At 42.8% G+C, this 18,107-nt stretch carries 24 protein-coding genes, 1 riboswitch and 1 other annotated feature; of the genes, 18 read left to right on the forward strand and 6 right to left on the reverse strand.

The genetic code is table 11. The features are described 5' to 3' along the window. Positions 1–97 precede the first annotated feature (97 nt). Genes BAE31_RS15835 through BAE31_RS15850 form a run of 4 tightly spaced genes read left to right on the forward strand, consistent with a single transcriptional unit; the run spans position 98 to position 3,990 of the window. Positions 98–1,039: a S66 peptidase family protein gene (locus BAE31_RS15835; protein ID WP_039177981.1), complete on the forward strand. Its 942-nt coding sequence runs from the start codon at positions 98–100 to the stop codon at positions 1,037–1,039. Continuing rightward, entirely contained in the window at positions 1,036–2,115 is a 1,080-nt protein-coding gene (locus BAE31_RS15840; RefSeq protein ID WP_076840923.1) for a dipeptide epimerase, read from the forward strand. Before BAE31_RS15835 ends, BAE31_RS15840 begins: the two co-directional genes overlap by 4 nt. After that, complete coding sequence (locus BAE31_RS15845; protein WP_076840924.1) at positions 2,115–3,032, forward strand: C40 family peptidase; 918 nt, start codon at positions 2,115–2,117, stop codon at positions 3,030–3,032. The genes BAE31_RS15840 and BAE31_RS15845 overlap by 1 nt, the downstream gene beginning before the upstream one ends. Then, the gene (locus tag BAE31_RS15850) at positions 3,022–3,990 is read left to right on the forward strand and encodes an ABC transporter ATP-binding protein (protein WP_041116397.1); all 969 of its coding nucleotides are present in this window, start codon (positions 3,022–3,024) and stop codon (positions 3,988–3,990) included. Before BAE31_RS15845 ends, BAE31_RS15850 begins: the two co-directional genes overlap by 11 nt. Positions 3,991–4,028: 38 nt before the next feature. Here the strand turns inward: BAE31_RS15850 and BAE31_RS15855 are convergent, their stop codons facing one another. Continuing rightward, positions 4,029–4,910 (reverse strand): dimethylarginine dimethylaminohydrolase family protein, encoded by an 882-nt coding sequence (locus BAE31_RS15855; RefSeq protein WP_076840925.1) that lies wholly within the window; start codon positions 4,908–4,910, stop codon positions 4,029–4,031. Positions 4,911–5,089: 179 nt separating this feature from the next. On the opposite strand from BAE31_RS15855, the gene BAE31_RS15860 reads away from it, so the two are divergent. From BAE31_RS15860 to BAE31_RS15880, 5 genes are all read left to right on the forward strand, one after another. Then, positions 5,090–5,611, forward strand: coding sequence for an acyl-CoA thioesterase (locus BAE31_RS15860; protein WP_008346212.1), 522 nt, complete (start codon positions 5,090–5,092; stop codon positions 5,609–5,611). Between the two features lie 114 nt (positions 5,612–5,725). Then, a complete protein-coding gene (locus BAE31_RS15865) occupies positions 5,726–6,052 on the forward strand; it encodes a PadR family transcriptional regulator (protein ID WP_076840926.1) in 327 nt (108 codons plus the stop codon). A 4-nt stretch (positions 6,053–6,056) separates the two neighbouring features. Continuing rightward, positions 6,057–6,815, forward strand: a complete 759-nt coding sequence (locus BAE31_RS15870; protein ID WP_076840927.1) for an HAAS domain-containing protein — start codon at positions 6,057–6,059, stop codon at positions 6,813–6,815. A 105-nt stretch (positions 6,816–6,920) separates the two neighbouring features. Continuing rightward, a complete protein-coding gene (locus tag BAE31_RS15875; RefSeq protein WP_041105976.1) occupies positions 6,921–7,409 on the forward strand; it encodes a small multi-drug export protein in 489 nt (162 codons plus the stop codon). Positions 7,410–7,425: 16 nt separating this feature from the next. After that, the gene (locus tag BAE31_RS15880; RefSeq protein ID WP_076840928.1) at positions 7,426–7,971 is read left to right on the forward strand and encodes a GNAT family N-acetyltransferase; all 546 of its coding nucleotides are present in this window, start codon (positions 7,426–7,428) and stop codon (positions 7,969–7,971) included. A gap of 14 nt (positions 7,972–7,985) precedes the next feature. Here BAE31_RS15880 and BAE31_RS15885 read toward each other — a convergent pair whose 3' ends face one another. Both BAE31_RS15885 and BAE31_RS15890 read right to left on the reverse strand, forming a co-directional pair. Continuing rightward, a complete protein-coding gene (locus BAE31_RS15885) occupies positions 7,986–9,029 on the reverse strand; it encodes a bifunctional transcriptional activator/DNA repair enzyme AdaA (protein ID WP_076840929.1) in 1,044 nt (347 codons plus the stop codon). A gap of 229 nt (positions 9,030–9,258) precedes the next feature. After that, positions 9,259–9,393 carry a YrzI family small protein gene (locus BAE31_RS15890; RefSeq protein WP_076840930.1) on the reverse strand — a complete coding sequence of 45 codons (135 nt, stop codon included), beginning with the start codon at positions 9,391–9,393 and terminating at the stop codon, positions 9,259–9,261. Between the two features lie 222 nt (positions 9,394–9,615). Continuing rightward, positions 9,616–9,725, forward strand: a riboswitch (guanidine-I (ykkC/yxkD leader). Positions 9,726–9,792: 67 nt separating this feature from the next. Here BAE31_RS15890 and BAE31_RS15895 point away from each other — a divergent pair. Next, positions 9,793–10,122, forward strand: coding sequence for a DMT family transporter (locus BAE31_RS15895; RefSeq protein WP_025092310.1), 330 nt, complete (start codon positions 9,793–9,795; stop codon positions 10,120–10,122). Continuing rightward, positions 10,119–10,433: a DMT family transporter gene (locus BAE31_RS15900; RefSeq protein WP_024424636.1), complete on the forward strand. Its 315-nt coding sequence runs from the start codon at positions 10,119–10,121 to the stop codon at positions 10,431–10,433. Before BAE31_RS15895 ends, BAE31_RS15900 begins: the two co-directional genes overlap by 4 nt. A gap of 135 nt (positions 10,434–10,568) precedes the next feature. Here BAE31_RS15900 and BAE31_RS15905 read toward each other — a convergent pair whose 3' ends face one another. Further along, a complete protein-coding gene (locus tag BAE31_RS15905) occupies positions 10,569–10,754 on the reverse strand; it encodes a hypothetical protein (RefSeq protein WP_024424637.1) in 186 nt (61 codons plus the stop codon). Positions 10,755–10,915: 161 nt separating this feature from the next. Between BAE31_RS15905 and purU the strand changes: the two genes are divergently transcribed. The 6 genes from purU (at position 10,916) to BAE31_RS15935 (ending at position 16,477) form a co-directional block, all read left to right on the forward strand. Continuing rightward, entirely contained in the window at positions 10,916–11,818 is a 903-nt protein-coding gene (gene purU / locus BAE31_RS15910) for a formyltetrahydrofolate deformylase (protein ID WP_024424638.1), read from the forward strand. A 43-nt stretch (positions 11,819–11,861) separates the two neighbouring features. Next, positions 11,862–12,080, forward strand: a binding site (T-box leader). A 55-nt stretch (positions 12,081–12,135) separates the two neighbouring features. Beyond that, positions 12,136–13,233: a glutamate 5-kinase gene (gene proB / locus BAE31_RS15915; protein ID WP_041085058.1), complete on the forward strand. Its 1,098-nt coding sequence runs from the start codon at positions 12,136–12,138 to the stop codon at positions 13,231–13,233. 12 nt (positions 13,234–13,245) lie between these two features. Then, entirely contained in the window at positions 13,246–14,493 is a 1,248-nt protein-coding gene (locus BAE31_RS15920; RefSeq protein ID WP_041105982.1) for a glutamate-5-semialdehyde dehydrogenase, read from the forward strand. Positions 14,494–14,617: 124 nt separating this feature from the next. Then, positions 14,618–15,754 carry a response regulator aspartate phosphatase gene (locus tag BAE31_RS15925; RefSeq protein ID WP_076840931.1) on the forward strand — a complete coding sequence of 379 codons (1,137 nt, stop codon included), beginning with the start codon at positions 14,618–14,620 and terminating at the stop codon, positions 15,752–15,754. Further along, positions 15,744–15,878 (forward strand): hypothetical protein, encoded by a 135-nt coding sequence (locus tag BAE31_RS15930; protein WP_024424642.1) that lies wholly within the window; start codon positions 15,744–15,746, stop codon positions 15,876–15,878. The genes BAE31_RS15925 and BAE31_RS15930 overlap by 11 nt, the downstream gene beginning before the upstream one ends. 170 nt (positions 15,879–16,048) lie before the next feature. After that, positions 16,049–16,477: an organic hydroperoxide resistance protein gene (locus BAE31_RS15935; protein WP_024424643.1), complete on the forward strand. Its 429-nt coding sequence runs from the start codon at positions 16,049–16,051 to the stop codon at positions 16,475–16,477. Between the two features lie 33 nt (positions 16,478–16,510). Here the strand turns inward: BAE31_RS15935 and BAE31_RS15940 are convergent, their stop codons facing one another. After that, positions 16,511–16,957, reverse strand: coding sequence for a MarR family winged helix-turn-helix transcriptional regulator (locus tag BAE31_RS15940; RefSeq protein WP_024424644.1), 447 nt, complete (start codon positions 16,955–16,957; stop codon positions 16,511–16,513). 161 nt (positions 16,958–17,118) lie between these two features. Here BAE31_RS15940 and ohrB point away from each other — a divergent pair, with 161 nt between their 5' ends. Then, a complete protein-coding gene (gene ohrB / locus BAE31_RS15945; RefSeq protein ID WP_076840932.1) occupies positions 17,119–17,535 on the forward strand; it encodes an organic hydroperoxide resistance protein OhrB in 417 nt (138 codons plus the stop codon). 84 nt (positions 17,536–17,619) lie between these two features. On the opposite strand, the gene guaD is transcribed toward ohrB, so the two are convergent. Further along, complete coding sequence (gene guaD, locus BAE31_RS15950; protein ID WP_075622897.1) at positions 17,620–18,090, reverse strand: guanine deaminase; 471 nt, start codon at positions 18,088–18,090, stop codon at positions 17,620–17,622. Positions 18,091–18,107: the final 17 nt, after the last annotated feature.

Here is an 18,107-nt window from a genome sequence, read left to right on the forward strand (position 1 = left end):
GGGACGCTTTGAACAAAAGCGTCTGTTCCTTTATTTGTTCATGTTATGGAGAAGATGCCCATAGATTGTAAGAAATAAAGAGAAAGAGGGGATTGGCATGAACCAGCTGCCAGCGGCGCTTCAAACAGGGGATACGGTGGGGATTATCGCACCAGCAAGCCCGCCTGATGAATTGAAATTAGCAAAAGGGATTGCCTTTTTAGAGAGCCTCGGGCTGAAGGTGAAAAAAGGGAAGTATCTCGATTCCCGGTACGGATATTTAGCAGGGCGTGATCATGAAAGAGTGGAAGATCTTCATGGCATGTTTCAAGATCCAGAAGTCAAAGCAGTTATTTGTGCCTGCGGAGGGTACGGAACTGGCAGACTTGCGGAAGCCATTGACTATGATCTCATTCGCCGGAATCCAAAAATCTTTTGGGGTTATAGTGACATTACGTTTTTACATACGGCCATCCAGCAGCAGACGGGTCTTGTGACTTTTCATGGACCAATGCTTTCCTCTGATGTGGGACTTGAAGAGGTCCATCCGTATACGAAGGATACCTTTTTGCAGCTGTTCACGCCGAAGGCCTTTACGTATACGCATCACTTGTCACCTCTTCATACCTTCTACCCCGGCACCGCTTCAGGTGACATCATAGGAGGGAATCTTGCCCTCATCGTGACAACACTTGGCACACCTTTTGAAATTGATACGAAGGGGAAGTTGTTGTTCATTGAAGATATTGACGAAGAGCCCTATAAAATCGATCGCATGATGCAGCACCTTACCTCTGCTGGGAAATTGGATGATGCGGCAGGATTCATCATTGGCGATTTTCATCAATGTGAACCAAAAAAGAAAGACCAGTCCTTAACCTTGGAACAGCTATGGGAAACCTATATTGTCCCGCAAAAGAAACCTGCACTCGGCGGCTTTCGGATCGGTCATTCATCACCGAACTTTGCCATTCCGATGGGCGTGCAGGCTGCACTAGATGCGGCAGGGAAAAAACTGCACATTTCTCCAGGCGTTGCAGCGAAAGAGGCGATCAAATGAAAATCGTGGATGTTCGTACATGCAGAACGAGTGTACCGCTAAAAAAGCCTTTCAAAACCGCTTTAAGAACGGTGTATGACGCAGCATCTCTGATCGTCATCATCACATATGATCAAGGTGACGCCAGCTACGGAGAGGCAGTTCCCACATCGGTGATTACAGGAGAAACGCTGGAAAGCATCGACTATGCCATCCGTGAAGTGATCAGACCCATTTTGCTCGGGGCTTCCTTGGCAGAGTATGAGCAAATCTTTTCTGCTATGAACCGCGTGCTCGCAAGCAACACAAGCGCAAAGGCTGCAATCGATATGGCCATTTATGATGGCTTAGCAAAGCAGGCAGGACTTCCGCTTTATCAATACCTTGGCGGATATCGTCATCAGCTCGAAACCGACTATACGGTCAGTGTAAACCGTCCGCTTGAGATGGCGGAAGATGCGAAGCAATACGCAGCCGAAGGCTTTCAGACGTTAAAGATCAAAGTAGGAAAAGATGATATACACACGGATATTCAGCGGATCAAGCGGATTCGAGAAAAAGTCGGGCCGGACATTCAGATCAGGCTCGACGCCAATCAGGGCTGGACGTGGAAGGAAGCGATCATAGCCATTCGAAAAATGGAAGCGCTGAATATTGAACTAGTAGAACAGCCAGTGCCGAAAGAAGATATCGAAGGTCTGCGCCGTGTGACAGAAGCAGTTGATCCATTGATCATGGCAGACGAAAGCATTTTCAGTTTTCATGATGCCATCAAGGTGCTTGAAACGAGAAGTTGTGATCTGATCAATTTAAAATTAATGAAATCAGGCGGCATAAAAGAAGCATTAAAAATCAATGCCCTTGCCGAAGCCTACGGTGTTCAGTGCATGGTTGGCAGTATGATTGAGTCAAAGCTTGGCATTACAGCAGCGGCACATTTCGCCGCAAGCCAGCCGAATATCACCCGCTGCGATTTTGATGCCCCGCTTATGCTGAAAGAGGACATGATAGACGGAGGAATCGTGTACAAAGGAAAAGATATATTTTTACCACTGCATCATGGGTTAGGCATTCAAGGGGTGAAAGGAGTCTCATGATGATATACGAATCAAAGGTTCCAGTCGCTAACGTTTGGACAGCGCCGCAGTCTCCCCGAGAAATCGATCGAAAGGTACTTCAGGACTCCATCAACATCAAAGAATGGATTGACCAGCAAACATATGAAGAAAAGCTGGTTTTATGTGAAGAAAATTTGATTCAATCTCAAGTACTGCTCGGCGGACGAGTGATTGGATTAGAAGAGACAGATGGCTGGATGAAAGTCGTCATTCCGCAGCAGGCCAGCCGGAAACATCCGCAAGGCTATCCAGGCTATATACCTGCTGAGCAATTAAAACAAGTAACAGAGGGAAGTGCGTCAGCTGCATCTCTTATCGTTTGTCAGAAAAAAGCCACACTCTATCAAAACGGGGAACCTGATATGGAGATTAGCTTTTTAACAGAGCTGGCAGCAGCCAAAGAAACAGATGATCAATTTCATGTTGTCACCCCATTAGGAATAAGAGAAATCAACAAAGCGGATGTACGCCCAGTTTCGCAAGCTTTCTCTATGACCGGCAAAGATGTCGTAGACGCAGGAAAACAATTTATGGGCCTTTCTTATTTATGGGGAGGCATGAGCAGCTTTGGCTATGATTGTTCAGGCTTTGCTTACAGCATGTACAAAGCGTGCGGATATCTTTTGCCGAGAGACGCAAGTGACCAAGCCGTTCAAGGAACGCCGGTTACATCAAGCCATTTAGAACAAGGTGACTTGCTGTTTTTTGCAAATGATAACGGAAAGGGAGCGGTCCGACATGTAGGGATCTACGCTGGGAACGGGATGATGCTTCATTCGCCTAAAACCGGCAGACAAATTGAGCTTCTTTCCCTTTCTGGCACTTCATATGAAAAGGAATGGGCAGGTGCAAGGCGGTATTTACCAAGCGAGAGGAGGAGCGATCATGACAGTTGAACCACTTTTACAAGTAAACAACCTTAAAAAACATTTTCATCTATCGAAAGGGAGAACCTTAAAAGCGCTGGATGGTGTCTCTTTTCAGCTGAAACAAGGTGAAACCTTTGGTCTCGTTGGTGAGTCTGGCTGCGGCAAATCCACACTTGGAAAAGTGCTCATGCGTCTTTATGAACCAACAGATGGTGAAGCCTTATATGAAGGGAAAAGTCTTCACCACCTTTCTAAAAAAGAATCATTTGATTTCAACCGGCAAATGCAAATGGTCTTTCAAGATCCATATTCCTCCTTAAATCCAAGACTTTCAGTGAAAGATATTATGCTGGAGCCAATGGAGATTCATCAGCTTTATGGCAGTCAAAAGAAAAGGATTGCCCGCGTGAAAGAACTGCTTGAAGCGGTAGGATTAAGCTATGATTTTGCTACCCGCTATCCGCACGAATTTAGCGGGGGGCAAAGGCAGAGAATCGGCATTGCAAGAGCACTTGCCTTAGCGCCAAAATTTATTGTGGCAGATGAGCCGATTTCTGCACTAGACGTCTCCGTCCAAGCGCAGGTCGTGAATCTGCTGAAGAAACTGCAAAAAGAGGAAGGATTAACTTTTCTATTTATTGCACATGACTTGTCCATGGTGAAATATATTAGTGACAGGATCGGTGTCATGTATTTAGGTCATCTCGTTGAATTGACGACGAGTGATGCATTATATCAAACACCGCTTCACCCATATACACAAGCCTTGCTGTCTGCAATCCCCATTCCAGATCCTGACGTAGAGGACAAGCGCAAAAGGTTTATTTTAAAAGGAGAAATTCCAAGTCCAGTGAACCCACCTAGCGGCTGTGTATTTCGAACACGATGTCCTGCCGCGATGGATGTGTGTGCTGAAAAAAAGCCGACATTACAAGCGGTGGAAGAAGGTCATGAAGTCGCCTGTCATTTATATAATAGAAAATAGGACAAGCTAGACAAAAGCCAGCAAGTAGACAAGCTGTTCTACACGATGGCTTTTTTAATAGATGAACGCCGAATAGGCAATGTGCAGCATCTGAAAGAGCCGCCAGACTTAATAATTTCCGAAAAGTCCACTTCAATAACGGTGTATCCGTGAGCGGTTAACGCAGCATTTGTTTCTTGGTTGCTGGGCAAGCTGATCACTTTTTTCTGCCCAATGGATAAAACATTTGGTCCAAGTGTGAATTGCTCTTGTTCGCTGATTTCAATCAAATCATAATACGTTTTGAGCAGCTGGAGATCCTTTTGCTTGAACGCTTCAGGATAAATGATGATCTCGTCATGAGACAGAATATTCATCACACAATCAAGATGCAAGATGTGAGGAGGAAGGTGAATCGGAATGATGTCATGATCCGGCAGTTCCTTTTTGAGCTGGTAGATAGCGGCTGGACTAGTTCTTTTGCTCGTGCCAACAAACACACGATTCTGATCCACAAGCACATCGCCGCCTTCAATCGTTCCGTCTGTCAAAGTGACAGCTGACCACCCTTTTGCCTGTGCCCATTCTTTTAGGTATTGTTCTTCCCCTTGCCGAACCGGAGCGGCCATACTTGAAACAAACAGTGTATGTCCAATCGTAAACCCAATATCCCGAGTGAAGACTTGCTCAGGGAAGCGGTCATTCGCCGGGAGCAGGATGGGCCGTACTTGATGATCTTTAAGGGTTTGGATCAATTGCTTATGCTGAGCAACTGCTTTCATTTGAGAAATATTTTCTTTCGCAAAATGTTTCTGGGTTTCGTTAATAATTTGTTTGATTTCCATATAAATGGGACTGCATAAAAGAACTTCTTCTAAATCGTCGTATTCACTCATGCATTGCGGCATTTTGTATAATTGCTCTGCTCTCATAGAATCCATCAAATGGCCTCCTTGTTCGTTCATAGTTCTATTATTCCTTCTTCTAGCCATGGTTGAAACATTTCCGAAAGAAAATCTCTCACATAAGACTAAAGCAAAAAGTTTAGACAAACCTAAAAGAATAGTGTTTAATAAAAGTCGTTCCGCATTCACGAAAACAGCAAGAAGGAGCTATGATGATGAGTGAAGAAAATTTCAAATACTGCAAGGAATCGAAAGTTGTTAAAACCAGCAGGGTATTCCCTCTTGATACGAATAACCACCAAACGTTATTTGGCGGGAAATTAATGAGTTATATAGATGACATTGCCTCCATCTCGGCAGCAAGACACAGCCGCAGTGAAACGGTCACAGCTTCAATGGATTCTGTTGACTTTTTAGAGCCGATTGGACAAAAGGAATCAGTATGCTTGGAATCCTATGTCACATGGGTCGGCACGTCTTCTATGGAAGTGTTCGTCAAAGTCATTAAAGAAAACTTGATGTCTGGAGAACGCAGACTCGCAGCGACTTCATTTCTGACATTTGTCTCATTAGATGAAAACGGAAAGCCTAAACGAGTCCCGCAGGTGATGCCGGAAACAGAGGAAGAGATCATGCTTCATCAAACAGCGAAGCAGCGGGCAGAAGAAAGGAAAAGCCGCCGAAAGCATAGTAAGGCGCTTGCTGACGCACTTGGGACAGATAAGCCTTGGGCGTAAAAATCACCCTTTAAGCGGTGATTTTTTTCTGTGCCAGTATCTTGCATGGCAAGATAGTGTATGGTAAGATGAAGCTATCTTGTGATGCAAGGTACTGGAATCGGAGGAACAATCATGACAACATCCACACAAATGCTAAAAGGAATTTTAGAAGGCTGCCTGCTGTCGATTATTTCTGAGGGCGAAATTTATGGGTATGAAATGACGAAGAAGCTCGCGCATTATGGGTTTCATCAAATAAGTGAAGGCAGTATCTATCCGATTTTGCTGCGTATGCAAAAGGAACAGCTGGTGACCACCGTCACAAAAGCGTCAGTGACCGGCCCGAAAAGGAAATACTATACGCTCACACAAGCGGGAGAACAAGCGCTCACAGAGTTTATTGACCGCTGGAATGAGCTTTCAAAAAATGTAAACCGCTTATTACAAAAAGGGAAGTGAGATTATGGTATCAAAAGAAACACGACACATTCTACTAGAGCTGCAACTTTATCTCATATCAAAGGGAAAAAATCAGGATGAGGTTGATGAGCTGATGGACGAACTGACAGCACATGCGGTTGAGGCTGAAAAAGACGGGAAAACAGGTGAGGATGTGTTCGGCGGAGATCCGCGGAGCTATGCTGATGAACTGGCACAAGAGCTGACAGGAAATCATAAAGATTGGGTGCCATTCGTCAGTGCTTTCTTAATTGGATCGCTTTTTTACATGATTTTAGCAGATGCAATCAGCCAAAACTTATCGTATTCTTGGTTTGCTTTGATTGGATACCCGCTCGTTTTAGTGGCCAATGTCATCATGATCATTATGATGTTTAGAGCGTCCGCCTTTCAAACAAGCAGCCGGCTATTTCTCTACTTTTGGATGTTAGGAATCTTTCAGCTGACAGCGATGGTGACAATCAAACTATTGGATCAAAAGGTCGGCACACCACTACTTGTCCTTACTTCTGGCCAGAGGTGGGGCGTCATTCTGCTCATGCTGCTATGCATCGTTGTATTCAATGCAATCTTAAAGGCGAATGTCGTTTCATTCATTCCGATCATCTTTTTCGGTCCGCAGCTCATATTCGAATGGATTGGCTGGACGTCACCAAGTGTGATTTTGCTGCAAAGTCTGCTATCTATTGTGATTTTAATAGGGCTTATACTCATTGTCCTGCGCCGGACAAATAAGAAAAATGAAAATACGAATGTAAACTGAGCACATCCTATCCGATGTGCTTTTCTTTTTCTAAAAAAATGTAGAAATGGAATTGTATTTTTCATTACAATGGGGAGAGGACAAAAATGAAAAGGGGTTCTGTTTTTGGATATCATATGGGGATATGTGCTCGTTTTTGTATTGGCTGCTTTGCCTTTTTTTGAAGTGATTGGTGTCGTTCCATTCGCAATCTTAAGTGGACTGCATCCTGTGACAACGGCTGTGATTGGATTCATCGGCAACTTTCTCACAGTCTTGCTTCTCATTGTGTTCGTCGACCGGTTTAAAGCATGGTGGTTAAAAAGAAAAGAGGAAAAAGGTGATGAAAAAGGAGAGAAAAAGCAGCTGCGGGCGAGAAAGATTTGGGAACGATACGGTCTGCCTGGATTAGCGCTCATTGGTCCTTTTATCATCGGCAGTCATTTAGCGGCCTTGATGTGCATGAGCTTTGGAACGAAAAGAAAGCAAGTCGCGGTGTGGATGACCGTCAGTTTAATGATGTGGACAGCGCTGGCTGCTAGTTTAACCGGTGCGGGCTTCCATTACTTTGCCCCAGATTCAAATGGATTGTTCGGAGATATTTTTAGCAAGTAAAAAAGGGGGATCATCAATGACTTATCAAACAAGGACAGTGCTTGAAACAGAGCGCCTGAAACTGAGAACGATGAATGAACATGATGCGTCATTTTTATATGACGAGCTGTTTCAAGATGAAGAAGTGATGAAGTATTATCCTTCTTTGAAGGATAAAGCGCAGACAAAAGAGTGGATTGCATGGAATCAAAAAAATGACCGCACGTACCACACCTCATTATGGATCATCGAAGATAAAGAAACAAATGAATGTCTTGGACAAAGCGGAATTGTTCTGCAAAATATCGAAGGACAAACGGAGCTTGAGATCGGCTATATGCTAAAGAAAGCGGTGTGGGGGAATGGCTATGCTGCTGAGGCTGCAAAAGGCTGCCTTACCTATGGATTTGAAGAAATGAAGGTCAGACGGATGGTCAGCCTAATTCGTCCTGAGAATGAAGCGTCGGTGAAGGTCGCTTTAAAAATGGGCATGAAAAAAGAAAAAACCATTTCAAAATGGGACCAAATCATTGATGTATACAGCATCACCCGTAACGGAGAAAACGGCTCGCTTACCGATTAAGCAGAGCCGTTTTTTTATGCACGCTGTTCTAACTGAAGCAAATATTTCTTCCGTTCAATCCCCCCGCCGTAGCCTCCAAGCTCACCACTTGTTTGAATCACGCGGTGGCAGGGAATGATAATCGCCAATTGATTGGCACCATTTGCATTACCAACGGCACGAACCAAATGCGGATCACCCAGTTTCGTGGCTAGATCTCGATAGGATCTCGTTTCGCCTGCTGGAATGCGTGAGAGCTGGTCCCACACCTTCATTTGAAAAGGGGTGCCATGTAAAGAAAGCGGTACAGTAAACTTGGTCAGCTTTTTCTCAAAATATAAGGCCAATTCCTTTGCTAATTGCTGATGGACGTTTGTTTCTCCAACTAAAATGCGGGCATGATGCTTCTTTCTTAATGTTTCAATTTCTTTTTCGAGTCCCCGCCTGTCCATAAACTCCAGTAAATACACATGTGTGGCATCTGTCACACTCATCATTCGCCCGATCGGTGTGGAAATAAAATTAGCATAAAGAATGTGAGTCTGCGCTTTTTTAGGGGGATTTCCCATGATTTTCGTAAATGCATCATTGAAGGCACTTGAAGATTCATAGCCGAAAGTGACCTGCTGATCGATTACTTTTTTTCCGTTCAAAATTTCTTTAAAGGCAAGGCCCATTCGGCGTGATCTTGCATATTGAACAAAGGTCATGCCGTAAATGTCTTTAAACTTTCTTCGAGCTGTGGCGGAGTGAATCCCTAATTGGCGGAAGTCCTCTTCCTTCCAGCGTTTTTCAGGATTTTTTTCTACTGCTGAAACGAGTGTTTTGACTTCTTCAGGAATGCTGTTAGGGTATGTTAATGGTGTGCAGCGCTTGCACGGGCGATACCCTGCCAGCAGTGCTTCCTCCGCTGTAAAGAAAAACTCACAGTTTTCAAATTTTGGCTTTCTGGCCGTACATGTGGCATGACAGAAGATACCGGTAGTCTTAATACAGGCAAAGAATGTGCCGTCATATTGCGGATTCTTGTCAACAAGTGCTTGATAAAATTCATGTTTTTGTTCATCAGTCATCATCATATGAATCCACCTCTTCATTTTCTATAAAATGTTTTTCAGCATTGTTTGGGGTACGACGGATGATCTGTAAATACATCATCCTTAAGTTGAACGTTCATCACATCAATCTGATTTCATTATATCAGCGATGTGATCATTGACGTACCCGTGCTTTAAGGAATGCGGAATAGATCCTTTTTACAATCAAGCATCATAAACATGTCAATCTCCTCCTTTTCTCATTCCTGTTTTAGTTCATATATTTTTGCTGCTTCTGTTTCATTTCTTCATAAAATGCTTCAACTTCTTGTTCGTAAAGTACGGTCTCCATGTCCTTGTATTTACGCTTGATCGTCAATGTCATAAAAAATAAATGGATTGTCATATACGCTCATTTCCCTTCAGTCCGCAGCATGCGAAACAGCCCGCAAATCTTCTTTATCAGTTGACCTGTTTCTAACCTTTAGTATACGGCGGTACCATAAAAATTCTTTCGAAAAATGAACAAGTATATTTGCATGTAGAAAGCAAAGCGGTAGACCGGTATTTCGGGGTGTGATACAATTTTGACACACAGAATCTGCTTTAAGTCAGATCTGCTTATTAAGAAATGGTTTTCTAGGGTTCCGTGCGGGTGGCGCAGTCTGGACCGAGAGAAAACACATAGGGTCTAGACAATAGACCGTATGGACACGGAGGGATAAAAGCCCGGGAGATTTGATCAACCGATCGATTTCCGGGCTTTTTTTATTGCTTGGAATCGTTCAGAAAGGAAGAGAATCGGATGAAATGGGGAAATGTATTGATTGCAGCCATCTTTGAAGTTGGCTGGGTGATGGGGTTGAAATATGCTGACTCTTTATTGGAATGGGCCGCAACCATCGTTTGTATTGTCGTCAGCTTTTATTTACTCCTGAAAGCCACGACTGTACTGCCAGTTGGCACACTTTATGCCGTTTTCACCGGACTTGGGACAGCAGGTACTGTCATAGTAGGTATGGTACTGGGAGAGCCAGTACAGCTAGTGAAATTACTTTTAATCATGGTGCTTTTAAGCGGTGTATTAGGGCTTAAACTAACCACAGGTGAAAAGAAAGGAGAGACTGAATCATGAGCTGGCTTTTACTCATTGGGGCAGGCATTTTAGAAATGCTTTGTGTCACCATGATGAATCAATTCCAGAAAGACCGGCATGTCAAATGGATTTTATTCATTGCCGCTGGATTTTCGCTGTCCTTTCTCATGCTCTCTCTTGCGATGAATACAATTCCGATGGGAACGGCATACGCCATTTGGACTGGCATTGGAGCTGCTGGAGGAGCCATTGTCGGCATGCTGTTTTACGGTGAGTCGAAGGACGCAAAACGTATATTCTTTATCGCACTGATTTTATCTGCGGCGGTCGGGTTAAAAATCATTGAATAAAAAAGGCTGTCATCTGTCTGCCAGCCTCAGCATGTAGACAAACCCACGCATTCTTTGTCAGGCCTGCAAAGGTTTTCTATCATGCTGAAAAAGGAGAAAAAGGGCTAAAATAAAAATCATTTTAGCCCTTTTTTGTTACATCGAATGATGATTGGAATCGTTTTCATTTTTGCGGTAAAGCTGACTCACTAGAAGAAAACAGACACCAAATGTGAGCAAAGGAATGAGTCTCTCACCGGCCATAAAAAGATAAATACCTGTGATCAGACATACGATGCCGAGCCAAAAGCTCACTTTACCAAACAAAGTCATGCTTTTCATCTCCATCACTCCTTTTGTGATAAAAGGTCTACTCACATTATATCACGCTAGGTGCAGAATTGAATGAATATTCAATAAAAAATGGACTCTTCATTGCTTTTTCTCTTTCCAGTCCAGTATAATATTTCATTAGAATGAAAACGTAAATGAGGTCATGATACATGAGAACATTGATTACAGAAAAACTTGAATTACACAGACAAAAGCACGAGCAAAAAGGCAGATTACTTGTCAGCTGCCCAGATCAGCCTGGTATTGTATCAGCTGTTTCTTCCTTTTTATTTGAGCACGGAGCGAACATCATTGAATCGAGCCAATACACAACCGATCATGAAAGCGGCCGGTTCTTTTTAAGAATTGAATTTGACTGGAAAGACATCTCGGCGAATATGGATCAATTGAAAAATAGTTTTGAGCCAATCGCAGCATCATTTCAAATGACGTGGAGCATGTCGCGTGCAAGTGAGCTTAAAAAGCTGGCAATCTTTGTCTCAAAAGAACTTCATTGTCTGCATGAGCTGCTGTGGGAATGGCAAAGCGGAAATTTAATGGCTGAAATCGCAGTTGTGATCAGCAATCATGAAACGGCAAAAGATACAGTAGAATCGCTTGGAATCCCATTCCATTTTGTAAAGGCGAACAAAGACATTCGCAAAGAAGCTGAAAAAGAGCAGCTCGCCTTATTAGAAGAGTACGACATTGATGTGGTTGTGCTTGCTAGATACATGCAAATTTTAACGCCTGGATTCATTGAAGAGCATCCGAACAAAATCATTAATATTCATCATTCGTTCCTGCCAGCGTTTATTGGTGCAAACCCATACAAGCGGGCATATGAGCGGGGAGTCAAATTAATTGGTGCGACTTCTCATTATGTCACCAATGATTTAGACGAAGGCCCGATCATTGAACAGGATATTGAGCGGGTAGATCACCGGGATGATGCGGAAGCCCTAAAAAATATTGGCCGGACAATTGAGCGCAGTGTGCTTGCACGTGCTGTCAAATGGCACCTTGAAGATCGAATTATTGTTCATGAGAATAAAACGATTGTCTTTAATTGACCGCTTGACTTTTCTTTAGCAATTGGTGATAATATAAAAAAATTAACGAGCGTTGAAAAGGAATAGTAAGCAGAAACTGGTGCGTAAAGAGAGCAAATGATGTGCTGAAACATTTGCCGCAGACAGCTGCTGAACCTGCCCTTTGAGCCTTAGAGGAAAAATCTAAGCGCGTGCCTGGCGTTACAGGAGTTGAGTGGAATAAGCAGATCGTATGCTTATTCAATGAAGGTGGTACCACGGAAAATCCCTTTTCGTCCTTTACATAAGGAGAAATAGGGATTTTTTTGTGCCTAAAGGTATAGCGGAGGGAATCAAGGATGAAAAAGCAAAGGATCGTCATAAAAATTGGCAGCAGTTCATTAACAGAGCAAAAAGGAGCCATTGATGAACAAAAGATGCAGGATCATGTAAGAGCCATAGCAAAGCTCAAAGAAGCAGGTCATGAAATCATTTTAATTTCATCAGGAGCCGTTGCAGCAGGATTTGGCAGCTTAGGCTATCCATCAAGACCTGTGACCTTAAAGGGGAAACAGGCAGCTGCCGCCGTTGGTCAGGGCTTGTTAATGCAGAAATATACAGAGCTTTTTTCACAATTTCACATGACACCTGCTCAAATGCTTTTAACACGTAATGACTTTTCAGATCGAACAAGATATCGAAATGCTTACGCAACGATGATGGAGCTGCTGGAAAGAAAGATTTTACCGATCATAAATGAAAATGATTCAGTCTCCATCGAGGAGCTTACCTTTGGGGATAATGACATGCTGTCAGCTCTTGTCAGTGGATTAATCCATGCAGACCAATTGATCATATTAACAGACATCAATGGCATTTATGATGCAAATCCAAATGAGCATCCTGAGGCGAAGCGGTTTGATGTCCTGACCCACATTTCAGAAGAATTGTTTTCATATGCAAAGAGCACCGGTTCAAAGGTTGGAACAGGCGGAATGAAATCGAAGCTGTCTGCTGCACAAACGGCACTTTCACTTGGCGTGAAAGTCTTCATTGGCACAGGCACTGGGGAAGACAAACTGCTTCGCATTCTTGCGGGACAAGGAGATGGAACGTATATCGGTGAACAAGATTTATCAGCCGTGAACAACCGCCGTCAATGGATTCAATTCCACTCACCGGTCTCTGGGAAGATCATGATTGATGCAGGAGCAGAAGCGGCGATTTTGCATAATGGCAGAAGTCTTCTTCCGGCAGGAGTCATTGATGTCGCTGGTGACTTTTCTAAAGGAGAAGTCGTAGAAGTCGTCGGTCCAAACGGATTAGTTGGTAAGGGACAAACCTTGTACGCATCCGATGAGCTTCTCGGCATTAAAGGAATGCGAAGTGACGAGCTTTCAAAAGAGAAGCCTGAGGTCATACACCGAGATCACTGGGTACAGCATGTACAAAACTGAGGAGGGAATACGATGAATGAAGTTCTTGAAAAAGCAAAAAAAGCAAGTGTAGCCAAAGATCAGCTGCTTCTAAAAACGACGGAACAAAAAAATGCTGCCCTGCACGCCATCGCAAGTGCACTAAAAGCATCTTCAGCTTATTTAATAGAGGAGAACCAAAAGGATGTTCAGGCTGCTGAGGAAAAGCAGTTCACGCCATCTGTCATTGACCGGATCACACTCACGGAAGAGAGAATTGAAGCCATTGCAGACGCGACCCTTCAACTCATTCAGCTAAAAGACCCAATTGGTGAAACGTTAGAAACCATTCAAAAAGAAAACGGTCTGTTCATCGAAAAGGTCCGTGTACCGCTTGGAACGGTTGGAATGATTTATGAAGCAAGACCAAACGTGACAGTCGATGCTGCGACCCTTTGCTTGAAAACTGGAAATGCTGTGATTCTGCGCGGAAGCTCATCTGCTATTCATAGTAATAAAGCAATTGTAAAGGTGATTCATGAAGCGCTTCATACGACGGATATTCCAGTAGACAGTGTGCAATTGATTGAAGATACTGGCCGTGAAACGGCGAAAACGCTGTTCACCTTAAATGAATACCTGGATGTCCTCATTCCGCGCGGCGGGAAGAATTTAATTGATCTTGTCGTGAGAGAGTCAACTGTGCCGGTGCTTGAGACAGGTGCAGGAAATTGTCACATCTATATTGATGAAACAGCGAAAAACGAAATGGCTGAGCGGATTGTGCTGAATGCCAAAACCCAAAGACCATCTGTTTGTAATGCGATCGAGAGCATTGTCATTCATGAAACATGGGCAAAAACCTACGGTGCTTCGTTATTTGAAGCCCTTCAATCAAATGGGGTAGAAATACGCGGTGATGAAGCCGTTTGCGCGCTTGCTCCTAGTGCTGCATTAGCGACAGCAGAGGACTATGCAACGGAGTTTTTAGCGCCGATTGTCAGTATTAAAATTGTAGAAAACATAGAACAAGCGATTCAGCATATTCAAACATATAGCTCTAAGCACTCTGAAGCGATCATTACGGAAAATGATGAGCATGCAGCCCTTTTCTTAACAGCTGTCGATGCTGCCGCTGTCTATCATAATGCCTCTACTCGTTTCACAGATGGCTTTGAGTTTGGCTATGGAGCGGAAATAGGTATTAGTACACAAAAACTTCATGCAAGAGGGCCAATGGGTCTGCCAGCCTTAACGTCTGAAAAATTTGTCATTCGTGGTCAAGGACAAATAAGAGAATAACGAATTCAAAAGAGAGTCTTGTGACAACAGGCTCTCTTTTTCCTTTCATTTTTGTATTTCTTCGGTCAAGTATGATAAAATATGGTAATGTTTTATATTTTGAGAAGATTGGAGAAGGCAACGTATGGCGAAAATCATTCCCTCTTCGGATATTGGAGTGAAAATCAACAAGTGGTATGAATTAATCCGCAGATTTGATTCAGAACAAGCAGAACAGTTAAAACAGGAAATTCGCACCTCTCTTGATTCAATGGAAGAAGATCAGAATTTGCTTCTCTATTTTTCTTTAATGGAATTTAGGCATGAGGTCATGCTCGATTATTTAAAGCCATTAAAGGAAGGAAAGCTTCGCGCCAACTTTTCCGAGCTTTCGAAAGAAATAGATGAGCATCAAACGCATGTCACAGGCATGCTTGAATACTACTATCATTTTTTTAGAGGCATGTATGAATTCGGACGGAGGGAGTATATTGCTGCCATATCGTCTTATCAAAAGGCAGAGCACAAGCTTTCTTTTGTATCAGATGATATTGAACGTGCGGAATTTCATTTTAAAATGTCAGAAATATATTATCACATGAAACAAACACATATCTCGATGCACCATGCTAAACTAGCGCTGGATGTTTATGTTCAGCATGAACTGTATGCGCTTCGCACGATTCAGTGTGAATTTATTGTGGCCGGTAACTACGATGATATGAGAAGGCATGAAAAAGCATTACCACATCTCGAAAGAGCACTTGCGAGATCAAGAGAGTTTCAAAATGTGCGTTTTATTGCCTCCTCTTTGTTTAATATGGGCAACAGTTATTACCGAATGGGAGACTTGGGCCGCGCACTCGAATTAATGAAAGAATCCATCTCGTTATTTGATCAAAATCAATCCGATCATCTTCGTCGATCTATAGACCCTCTTTATACAGCCGCTCAGATATTATACAAACAAGGAAAACACGATGAAGCATTACACTACAGAGAAGAATGTATGAAGCGAGCAGAAGCTCTTCAAGATGACATTCATCTTCAGAAAACCATATTTCTAGAAGCATTGTATTTAAGACAAGATGCTGAGCATATTAAACGGATTTTCCATTTTTTAGAGTCTGCCTATGCATATCCAGATATAGAGGAGCTGGCATTAGATACCGCAAAGTATTATAATGAAATGGGGGATTATGAAAAATCTTCCATGTTCTATGGGGAAGCGGAACATGCTCGAATCTATATTCAGAGAGGGGATTGTTTATATGAATTTTAAAAAATGGGCAGTCGTCTGTACAAGCATCACCATCATGGCATTGTGGCTGGCAGCAGCAAATGCCGACCCAGATAACAGAAACCATACGCTAGAACAACCGAATCCGCAGCACGACACGATCTAAAAGCCCTTGTTAAAGGGCTTTTTTTACTGTCTAACAATTTTCGGACATGCTCATAAAAAGGATTCAGACAGGAAAACTTAAAAAAGAGTATTTATTGATTGACTCCGCAATTTAAATTGTGTACAATTCAATTGTAGAAAATATTATTGGAGAGAAAGAGGGTTATATTCATGTCAGACGTTTTATTTACAGCAACGGTATCAGCTGTCGGAGGAAGAGAAGGAAAGGTTGTTTCAACAGATGGTGTACTTGAGCATGATGTAGCAATGCCTGGAACACCAAGAGCAAAAAAACTTGAAAAAGCAACAAATCCAGAGCAATTATTCGCAGCAGGCTACTCTGCATGTTTTGATTCAGCCCTTCAAATGGTAGCAAGACAAGAGCGTATCCGTTTTGAAAGTGAAGTAACAGCACATGTCAGCTTATTAAAAGACAGTTCAGATGGCGGCTTCAAACTAGGTGTTCAATTAGAAGTAAAGGGAACTGGAATTGAGCAGTCTGCATTAGAAGAACTTGTTCATAAAGCACACGGCGTATGCCCATATTCAAAAGCAACTCAAGGAAACATCGAAGTAGAACTAGTAGCTGTCGCACAATAATAGATATCAATAAAAGGCTGAGGGAACATTCCCTCAGCCTTTTGATTGTGTTAAATTTTGCAAAAGCTCATGTAAAGAGGCACGCAGTGTTTTTAGCTCTTCTTCCGATCTTCCTGTCCCAGTCAGCATGTGAGACGGAATCGCAGTGGCCTTTTCTTTTAGCTGCTCTCCATATTCCGTTAAACGAATTTGTACAGACCGCTCATCTTCTTTCGAACGTTCTCGGATAATGAGTCCGTTTTGCTCCATTCGTTTCAGCATGGGCGTGAGTGTACCGGAGTCTAAATAGAGAAGCTCTCCCATCGTTTTCACATTTAATGTTCCATGCTCCCACAATAAAAGCAGTGCCAAATATTGCGGATACGTAATGTTTAATTCTTCTAACAACGGTTTATACTGCTTCGTCATCTCTCGTGAACTTGCATATAACAAGAAACAAAGCTGATTTTCCAGCTTCATATGTTCAAATTCATTTGTCATGTCAGTCACCAACTATTTTTTGTCATACTTATCATTGTATAAGATTTTCTTCCTTTTTAAAATAAATACAGACGAAAAATGAAAAATTCTTCAATGTGCCATAAATGTTTGAGAAATGAATAAAACGTGAAAAGGATGAATAGATGAAGGAGGAGATGAAGATGACACCATTATTCACAGCAAAAGTAAAGGCGCAGCATGGAAGAGCTGGACATGTTCGTTCAGAGGATGGTGTGCTCGATCATAACATTGTCATGCCTAACGCTAAGAAAGATGGAGAGACTGGTACAAACCCAGAGCAATTATTTGCAGCAGGCTATGCAGCTTGTTTCGGAGGAGCACTTGAGCAGGTAGCCAAGAAGCAAGGGATAGAAATAGAATCGGAAGTAGAAGGACATGTCAGTCTTTTAAAAGATGAAAGTGACGGCGGCTTTAAGCTTGGCGTAAAGCTGATTGTATCTGCGAAAGGTCATGATCATGACAAAGTGAAAGAGCTTGTCCATGCTGCACATGAATTCTGTCCATATTCAAAAGCAACAAGAGGGAACATTGAAGTAGAGCTTGAAGTGGCGGAGTAATAGTGAAAGACAAAGGGCTAAAATATACTCCATTTTAGCCCTTGTCAACAATTGCAACACCTGCTTACGAGCAGGTGTCTTTTTTTAATATTCTTTCTTTTTATCGTATGTTTCCCATGCTTCAAATGGCGCAAGGGTTTTTTGAGGTGTCAGCTTATAAAATGGTATATTTCTTGATTCGTATTCTTTGTTGATTTCTTCATAAATAAATGAGTCATCAAAACCAGCATCCGCTGCATCCTGATGTCCAGCAGCAAAATACACAGCTTTTGGTCTAGCCCAGTAAATAGCGCCAAGGCACATCGGACAAGGCTCGCAGCTTGTGTATAGAATGCAATCTTCTAATTGGTATGTATGTAGAGTTTGGCACGCTTTGCGAATGGCTGTGACTTCTGCATGTGCGGTTGGATCGTTACTCGTTGTCACGTTGTTGCTGCCCTCGGCAATAATCTGACCATCCTTGACAATGACTGCTCCAAAAGGGCCGCCAGTACCACTATTGACTCCTTCTACTGCAAGATCAATTGCGCGTTGTAAAAAATCTTCGTGATTCATTGTCTTCCTCCCTTTGT

Source organism: Bacillus sp. I-2 (genome assembly GCF_001974945.1).
Classification (GTDB): domain Bacteria; phylum Bacillota; class Bacilli; order Bacillales; family Bacillaceae; genus Bacillus; species Bacillus safensis.